This is a genomic window from Janibacter hoylei PVAS-1 (assembly GCF_000297495.1).
Taxonomy (GTDB): Bacteria; Actinomycetota; Actinomycetes; order Actinomycetales; family Dermatophilaceae; genus Janibacter; species Janibacter hoylei.
Genome location: NZ_ALWX01000088.1, coordinates 1 through 7925, shown reverse-complemented (window position 1 = coordinate 7925; position 7925 = coordinate 1). Strand labels below are relative to the sequence as shown.

General features: G+C 72.3%; 7 protein-coding genes and 1 pseudogene. 1 reads left to right on the top strand and 7 read right to left on the bottom strand.

Translation table 11 applies throughout. The features are described from left to right. Window positions 1-59: 59 nt before the first annotated feature. The 5 genes from B277_RS14700 to chrA all read right to left on the bottom strand — a co-directional run bounded on the left by B277_RS14700 (window position 60) and on the right by chrA (window position 5865). Window positions 60-398, bottom strand: a complete 339-nt coding sequence (locus B277_RS14700; RefSeq protein WP_156811811.1) for a hypothetical protein — start codon at window positions 396-398, stop codon at window positions 60-62. A gap of 200 nt (window positions 399-598) precedes the next feature. Continuing rightward, window positions 599-1954, bottom strand: a complete 1356-nt coding sequence (locus B277_RS14695; RefSeq protein ID WP_007929690.1) for a M16 family metallopeptidase — start codon at window positions 1952-1954, stop codon at window positions 599-601. Beyond that, window positions 1951-3246: a M16 family metallopeptidase gene (locus tag B277_RS14690; RefSeq protein ID WP_007929688.1), complete on the bottom strand. Its 1296-nt coding sequence runs from the start codon at window positions 3244-3246 to the stop codon at window positions 1951-1953. The genes B277_RS14695 and B277_RS14690 overlap by 4 nt, the downstream gene beginning before the upstream one ends. A gap of 9 nt (window positions 3247-3255) precedes the next feature. Next, a complete protein-coding gene (locus B277_RS14685; protein WP_040881742.1) occupies window positions 3256-4635 on the bottom strand; it encodes an NAD(P)/FAD-dependent oxidoreductase in 1380 nt (459 codons plus the stop codon). Window positions 4636-4701: 66 nt separating this feature from the next. Further along, window positions 4702-5865, bottom strand: coding sequence for a chromate efflux transporter (gene chrA, locus B277_RS14680; RefSeq protein ID WP_040881744.1), 1164 nt, complete (start codon window positions 5863-5865; stop codon window positions 4702-4704). 397 nt (window positions 5866-6262) lie between these two features. On the opposite strand from chrA, the pseudogene B277_RS20405 reads away from it, so the two are divergent. Continuing rightward, window positions 6263-6457 (top strand): annotated as a pseudogene (locus B277_RS20405) (4'-phosphopantetheinyl transferase family protein); the annotation flags it as partial. Here the strand turns inward: B277_RS20405 and B277_RS19305 are convergent. Then, on the bottom strand, window positions 6446-6595 hold the full coding sequence (locus tag B277_RS19305) for a hypothetical protein (protein WP_007929684.1): 150 nt from the start codon (window positions 6593-6595) through the stop codon (window positions 6446-6448). The pseudogene B277_RS20405 and the gene B277_RS19305 overlap by 12 nt on opposite strands. Window positions 6596-6611: 16 nt before the next feature. After that, window positions 6612-7757 (bottom strand): M1 family metallopeptidase, encoded by a 1146-nt coding sequence (locus tag B277_RS14675; protein WP_007929683.1) that lies wholly within the window; start codon window positions 7755-7757, stop codon window positions 6612-6614. Window positions 7758-7925 lie beyond the last annotated feature (168 nt).

The following is a 7925-nucleotide window of genomic DNA, read 5'->3' as shown; positions in this document are numbered from 1 at the left end:
TCCTGGTCCAGCAGGCCTCGTGCAGAGCACTGTCGGCCAGGATGCCGACCTCGAGCGGGTCAAGGCACTGATGGCGTGCCGGAGCAGGAGCCCGGCGAGGCGATCGGTCCGGACTCCGGCCACGACGGGTGCCACCCGTGGCCGACCCACCCAGCCCCCGGACTCCCGCGCCGTGCGTACACGTGCCACCCCGCCACCGGCGGCACCCACAGCCCGTGTTCCTCGGCGGCGGTGACACAGGTCGGGCGCAGGCCGGCCGCGAGAGCCGCGCGCACCCCTTCGGCCGTGTCCGGCGTGACGTAGTAGCGGCCTGCCCTGATCAGCCTCCCGCTCGCGATGACCCGGGAGATCTCGCGGGCGGTGACCCGGGCGTGGACCTGACGGCTCGTGTAGATCATCTCGCCAGCACAGCCGAAGGGAGTGCCCGCCGCCCTCGGCTCGCGCGATGTGTGGACAACCTCGAGAGGCTGCATCTGGTTGTGGGTTGAAGTGGTAGCCCAGCCTGCCGGCGAGCCTCCCCCGCGTGCTGCCGGCGCTGAGGGCTACCGGTTCAACCCACAACCACGTGCCGACTCGCTCCCCTAGTTCGGGACGACGGTCACCGGCCCAGACCGAGGGCCTCGACCTCGGTGCGATAGAGCGCGGCGTCCCCGACGACGACGATCGTGCGCTCGGCGGAGACGTGCTCGCGCCAGGCCCGGTCGAGGTCGGCGGCGGTCAGCCCGCGCATCGCGGCGACGACGTCGCTCGTGAAGGTCAGCGGCAGGTTGTCGCCCGCCAGCCCGCTCGTCTCGTCGGCGATGGCGTCGGCGGTGTCGTACCGCCCCGGGGCCGTGAGGGTCATGAAGTCGACACCCGCGCGGGTCTCCTCCTCGGTCAGCCCACCGGCGACGTCGTCGAGGATCTGCGTGAGCAGTCGCAGCGAGTCGACCGTGGAGTCGGCGCGCACCGACCCGGACACCACGAAGGCCGATCCGACCTGCCGCGGCCGGAAGCCCGCCCGGATGCCGTAGGTGTACCCCTTGTCCTCGCGCAGCACCTGGTCGATGCGGGCATTGGGCGCACCGCCGACGACGTAGCCCAGCACGGGGAAGGGGGCCCACCCCGAGTCGATCCGCCGGTCCGGTCCGGGGCTGCCGAGGAGGATCTCGGACTGCACGGAGCCCGGGCGGTCGACGAGCACGACCCGCGCCGCATCCGCCGCGCGCGGGGCCGGCGCCGGGTCCACCGAGACCGTGCGGCCCCCGGTCGTCCACGCACCGATCGTCCGGGCCAGCAGCCCGTCGACGTCGACACCAGAGAGGTCCCCGGCGACGACGACCGTCGTCCCCTCGGGGTGCACGTGCGCCTCGTGGAAGGCGACGACGTCATCACGCGTGATCGCCGCGACGGACTCCGCCGTCCCCGACGCCGGGCGGCTGGCCCGGGTCGCCGGGTCGTAGTAGGTCGCGGCCCACTGCTTGAGCGCCCGGCGACCGGCCGAGGCCCGCTCCTGCTCGATCTCCGCCAGGCGGGTGCGCCGCAGCCGGGCGACCTCCCCTTCGGCCAGCTCGGGCTCGGTGAGGCACTGCGTCATCAGGTCGAGCGCCTCAGCGAGGTGACGCTGCGGCACGTCCATGTCGATGCCGAGGCTCGCCTCGCTCATGCCCGCGCCGATCGCGATGCCGCGTCGCTCGAGCAGCTCCGACAGCTCGCGCTGACCGTGCGTGCGGGTGCCTTCGTCGAGCAGCCGCGCCATGATCCACGCGACCCCCTCGACCTCGCGCGGCTCGTGCCGCAGGGCCGCCGGCACCGAGGTCCGCACGGAGATGACGTACTGCCCCGGCACGTCGTGCACGAGGGCCCGGATGCCGTTGGGCAGCACCGTCTCCCGCGGCTGAGGGAAGCTCCACTCCTCCGCGGGCCGCACCTCGGGGCGGGGCACGACCGGTGTGCTCTGCTCGACGTCGCTCATGCGACCTCCTCTTGGTCCTGGGCGACGCGGTAGACGACGGCAGCCCTGCTCTGCGGGCGCAGCCACCGGTCGGCAGCCGCCTGCACCTGCTCGGCCGTGACGGCCGCCAGGTGGTCGAGGAAGGTGTTGACGTAGCCCGGGTCGTCGTGGAGGCAGGTGTAGTGCCCGATGATGTCGGCCCGCTCGTCCTTGGCCGCGAGCGCCGACAGCCAGCCCCGCTCGGCCTGCGCGCGCACCGCCTCAATCTGCTCGGGCGTCGGCCCCGCGTCGGCGAAGGCCGTCAGCTCGGCGCAGATCCGCTCCTCCAGGGCGTCGGTGTCGACCCCGTCGGCGACGTCCGCGACGACGAGTCCGAGCGAGACCCCGTCGACGAAGCCCATGGCGCCCACGTCGACGCTGTTGGCCAGCTGCTCGTCACGCACGAGGGTCTGCTCCAGCGGCGAAAAGCTCAGCCCGCCGAGGCAGTCGAGCGCCATCGACGCGGCGAGGAACTCGTCGCGGGTGTCGCCCCCTTCGGCCGGCAGCCGGAAGGCCAGGTGGATGCGGTCGTTGGGCACCTCGTCGGCCACCTCGACCCGCACCGGCTCGCTGAGCGGCGGCAGCGGCGCCACCGGCGCCCGCCGGGGCTGCGCCCGGTGCGTGATGTGCCCGAAGTAGCGCTCGACGAGCTCGATCGCCCGCGGCACCGTCACATCGCCGACGATCGTCAGCACCGTGTTGTCCGGCGCGTAGTGCGCCGTGAAGAAGTCGTGGACGTCCTGCACGGACGCCGCGTCGAGGTCCTCCATCGACCCGATCGTCGGGTGGTGGTAGGGGTGCCCCTCGGGGAAGACCGTGGCGTAGACCGTCGCGAGCGCCTGGCCGTAGGGCTGGTTGTCGTAGCGCTGGCGCTTCTCCTCCTTGACGACGTCCCGCTGGTTGTCGAGGTTGGCCTGGTTGACCGCCGCGAGGAGGTTGGCGTGGCGGTCGGCCTCGAGCCACAGCGCCAGCTCGAGCGCCCCCGAGGGGATCGTCTCGAAGTAGTTGGTGCGGTCGAACCAGGTCGTCGCGTTGAGCCGCCCCCCGACGCCCATGAGCGCCTGGAAGTGCTCGCCGTTGGCCACGTGCGCACTGCCCTGGAACATCAGGTGCTCGAAGAGGTGCGCGAAGCCGGTGCGCCCCGGCTCCTCGTGACGTGACCCGACACCGACCCACAGGTTGACCGTGACGGTCGGTGTCGTGTCGTCGGGCTGCACGACCAGGCGCAGTCCGTTGGCGAGGGTGTGCTCCTCGAGAGCGAAGTCCAGCGTCATGCAGGCACCCTACGACGCGTCGCGCTGCTCCTCGTGGCCGCGCCGCGGCAGCTCGGGGTAGGCATTGGGACCGAGGTCCTCGAAGGCCCGCCGCGCGAAGACCTGCTGGATCGTCGTGGCTCGCTCGTTGCGGTTGTTGCCGACGAAGGTGATGATCCAGTTGAGCAGCGTGGAGATGCGGTTCTTGAAGCCGACCATCGCCATGAGGTGCACGGCGAGCCAGGCCAACCAGGCGATGAAGCCGGTGAGCTTGATCTTGCCGATGCTCGCGACGGCGGAGTACTTCGAGATCGTCGCCATCGAGCCCTTGTCCTTGTAGACGAAGGGGGCCTGCGGCTCCTTGCCCTCGAGTCGGCCGAGGATCTCCTTGGCCGCGTAGCGGCCACCCTGGATCGCCAGCTGGGCGACGCCCGGGTAGCCCTTGAGGTTGATCATGTCGCCGACCAGGAAGATCTCCGGGTGCCCCTTGACGGTCAGGTCCTCCTCGACGTGGACGCGCCCGGCGCGGTCGACCTCGGCGCCGGCCTGGTCGGCGATCATCTTGCCGAGCGGGGAGGCGGCGACGCCGGCGGCCCAGACCTTGGTCATGGCCTCGATGCGACGGACCGTGCCGTCCTTGTCCTTGACCTCGATGCCGGTGCCGTCGACCTCGGTGACCATGGCGCCGAGCTGGACCTCGACGCCGCGCTTCTCGAGGCTGGCGCGGGTCTTGCCGCCGAGGCGGTCACCGAAGGAGGGCAGCACCTGCGGCGCACCGTCGAGCAGGATGACGCGGGCGTCACGCGGGTTGATGTGGCGGAACTCGTGGGCGAGCGTCTTGTGCGACAGCTCGGCGATCTGACCGGCCATCTCGACACCCGTCGGGCCCGCGCCGACGACGACGAAGGTGAGCAGCCGCTCCCGGTCCTCGGGGTCGGTCGACGTCTCGGCGAGCTCGAAGGCACCGAAGATGCGCCCACGCAGCTCGAGCGCGTTGTCGATGTCCTTCATGCCCGGCGCGTAGCGGGCGAAGTGGTCGTTGCCGAAGTACGACTGGCCGGCGCCGGCGGCGACGATGAGGCTGTCGTAGGGCGTGACGGTCGCCTGGTTCAGCGAGTGCGAGGTGACGGTGCGGCCCTCGACGTCGATCTCGGTGACGTCGCCGAGGATGGTGCGCACGTTCTTGTCGCGGGCGAGGATGTCGCGGGTCGCCGGGGCGATGTCGCCCTCGGAGAGGATGCCCGTCGCCACCTGGTACAGCAGCGGCTGGAAGAGGTGGTGGCCGGTCCGCGAGATGAGGGTGACCTCGACGTCCTTGCCGCTCAGGGCCTTCGCGGCGAAGAGGCCACCGAAGCCGGATCCGATGATGACGACGCGGTGCTTGCCAGAGTTAGCGCTCACGTCTCCCATTGTGGCCCAGTGTGTGTCGAAGGGTGAAATCGTGTCAGTCTCGCTCGCTCGGACGTCCCCGATCTGCTACAGGACCACCGCGCCGAGCGCGCTGGCGCCGAGGACGACCGCCCAGGCGGGGACCCGCTGGGAGGCCAGCGCGGCGAGGGCGAGCAGCGCCACGACGACGCTCCACGGTCCGGTGATCCCCTGCGTGATGACCGGGTCGTAGAGCGCCGCGGCGAGCAGCCCGACGACGGCGGCGCCGGCACCGGCGAGCGCCCGTCGGGCGCGGGAGGAGGCGCGCAGCCGGTCCCACAGGGGCAGCCCGCCGAGGACGAGCAGCGCCGACGGCGCAAAGATCGCCAGGGTCGCGAGCAGCGCCCCGACGGCGGGGTGCAGGCCGGGCACGAGGGCCCCGAGGTAGGTCGCGAAGGTGAAGAGCGGCCCCGGCACGGCCTGGGCGGCGCCGTACCCGGCGAGGAAGTCGCCGTGACCGACCCAGCCCGCCGTCTCCGCCTCGAGCAGCGGCAGCACGACGTGGCCGCCGCCGAAGACGAGCGACCCGGCGCGGTAGAAGCCGTCGACGACCCCGAGCGCGGGACCGCTGACGAGGGCCGCGAGCAGCGGGAGCACCGCGAGCAGGGCCACCCAGGCCCCGAGGGCGAGTCCGGCGGTGCGCCGGCGGACGGGAGGGGTGACGGGGTCCCCCTTCGTCGTCCCGGGGCGCAGCCACAGCAGCCCGGCGAGCCCGCCGACGACGATCGCGCCGACCTGCCCGACGGCCGTCGGGAGCAGCAGCGCGATGGCCAGGGCGGCGACGACGACCAGGGCGCGGCGCAGGCCGGTGGCGAGCGTACGGGCCATGCCGACGACCGCGTGGGCGACGACGGCGACGGCGGCCGCCTTGAGCCCGAGGAGCCAGCCCTCGTCACCGGTGAGCCCGGCGGCCTGCGCGCCGAGGGCCGCGCCGAGCATGAGCAGGGCCGAAGGGAGCGTGAAGCCCACCCAGGCCGCCGCCATGCCGAGGTGGCCGGCTCGTCGCAGGCCGATGGCCATGCCGACCTGGCTCGACGCCGGGCCGGGGAGGAACTGGCAGAGGGCGACGAGGTCGGCGTAGGCCTCCTCGGTGAGCCACCGCCGCCGCACGACGAAGGCCTCGCGGAAGTACCCCAGGTGCGCGACCGGTCCCCCGAAACTCGTCAGCCCGAGCATCAGGAAGACCCTCAGGACCTCTGCCGCCCCCCGCACGCCTACGCTCCACCCGTGGACATCGCCTGGCACGACGGTTCCCTGAGGAGCTCGCCCCGCGAGCGTCTCGAAGGGACCGAGCCCGCCAGCCCCCCACTGCTCCCTGAGGAGCTCGCCCCGCGAGCGTCTCGAAGGGACCGACGCCGAGCTGCGGGCCCACCTGCACCGCTGGTCGGAGGGAGTCCCCGCCACCACCGGTCGGCACTGCCCCGCCTGCGGCTCGGACGCCACGGTCGACCGTGGGCCCGCCTGGCCGACGGGCGCACCCCGCACGTCAGCCTGTCGCGGTGCGGGGAGCACCTCGTGACGGTCGTGGCGGAGCACCCCGTGGGCATCGACGTCGAGTCGGTCGCCGCGGTCGACGCCCGGTGGGACCCGACGCTCGTGCTGCACGCCGACGAGCGCGCCGACAGCCCCCCGCGAGCGCGCGCTCGCGTGGTGCCGCAAGGAGGCGGTGCTCAAGGCGCTCGGCACCGGTCTGCGGACGCCGATGAGCCGGATCAGGGTTGCCGACTGGGCGCACGTCGACGTGACGGCACCGCAGGGGTGCGTCGCGAGTGTCGTCGTCATCCCAGGGCCCTCAGGCCGGTAGCGGCGGCAGCTCGACGGCGTCGAGCCACTGCTCGAAGAGGTCGCTGTGGTCCTGCCCGGTGACGCTCTCGACATGCTCGACGAACATCGCGGTCGTGACGTTGCGGTGCCGCTGAGCGGCGGTCCACGTCTGCAGCACCTCGAAGAAGGCCCGGTCACCGATCTCGTGCCGCAGCGCGTGCAGCAGCAGCGCCCCCCCGCTTGTAGACCCGGTCGTCGAACATCAGCTCGGAGCCCGGGTCCGCGAGGAGCAGGTCGGGGCCCTCGTCGGTGCGCACCCGTTCGTGGTGGACCTCGGCGCGCTCGCCGACGGTCATCAGCCCGATCCGCTCGGACCACAGCCACTCGGAGTAGCAGGCGAAGCCCTCGTGCAGCCAGATGTCGCGCCACGCGGTGAGGGTCACGGAGTTGCCCCACCACTGGTGGCTCAGCTCGTGGGCGACGAGCCGGATGCAGTCCCAGTCGTCGCGCATGAAGTTGCGCCCGAAGGTCGACAGCCCCTGCGACTCCAGCGGGATCTCGAGGTCGTCGTCGGTGATGACGGCCGTGTACGACGCGAAGGGGTAGTCGCCGAAGAGCTCCGCGTAGAAGCCGAGCATCTGCGGCTGCATGCCAAAGGCCGCCTCGAAGCCCTCACGGGGCCGGTCGACGGGGGCGACGACCCGCACGGGCACCGGTGCGCCCTCCTGCTCGATGACCTCGTACCGCCCGATCTGCACGGTGGCGAGGTAGGTCGCCATCGGCGCGTCCTGGCGGTAGGTCCAGGTGACGCTGCTCCCCTTCGCGCTGCGGTCGACGAGCTCGCCGGCGACGGCGACGTGGTACCCCTTCGGCGCGGTGAGGGCGATCTCGTAGGTCGCCTTGTTGTCCGGCCGGTCGTTGCATGGGAACCACGACGGGGAGCCGTGCGGCTGGGCGGCGACGAGCACGCCGTCCTCGAGCTCCTCCCAGCCGGCCTCGCCGAGCTTGCGGCTGCGGATCTGCTGGGGTGCGCCCGCGTACTTGACCGTGATCTCGACGTCCGCTCCGGCGGACAGGGTCTCCTCGAGCGTCACCGTGAGCGTGTCGAAGCGGTGCGTGTACTTGACGTTGCTCCCGTCGACCTGGACGCGCGCGACGCTCAGCCCGTGCAGGTCGAGGTCGACCTTGCTGACCTCCTCGAGCGCGCGACAGCGCAGCGTCGCCACCCCGGAGAGGCGGTTGCCCGCGACCTTGTAGTCGAGCACCAGGTCGTAGTGCTCGACGTCGTAGCGGGCGTCCCCGTGCCCGGGGACGTAGTCGTCCGTGCCCTTGCGCCTCACGCTTCCTCTTCCTCCCAGGGACCGATGGGGTTGCCGATCCACCGCGTGCGTGACGGTACGCCCTCGCCGCGCATGACGAGGGAGACGGGTCCGACCGTCGCGTCCCGGCCGAGGCTGGACGAAGGGAGGATGACGCTGCTGKGGBCGAGGGTCGCGCCCGCGCCCAGC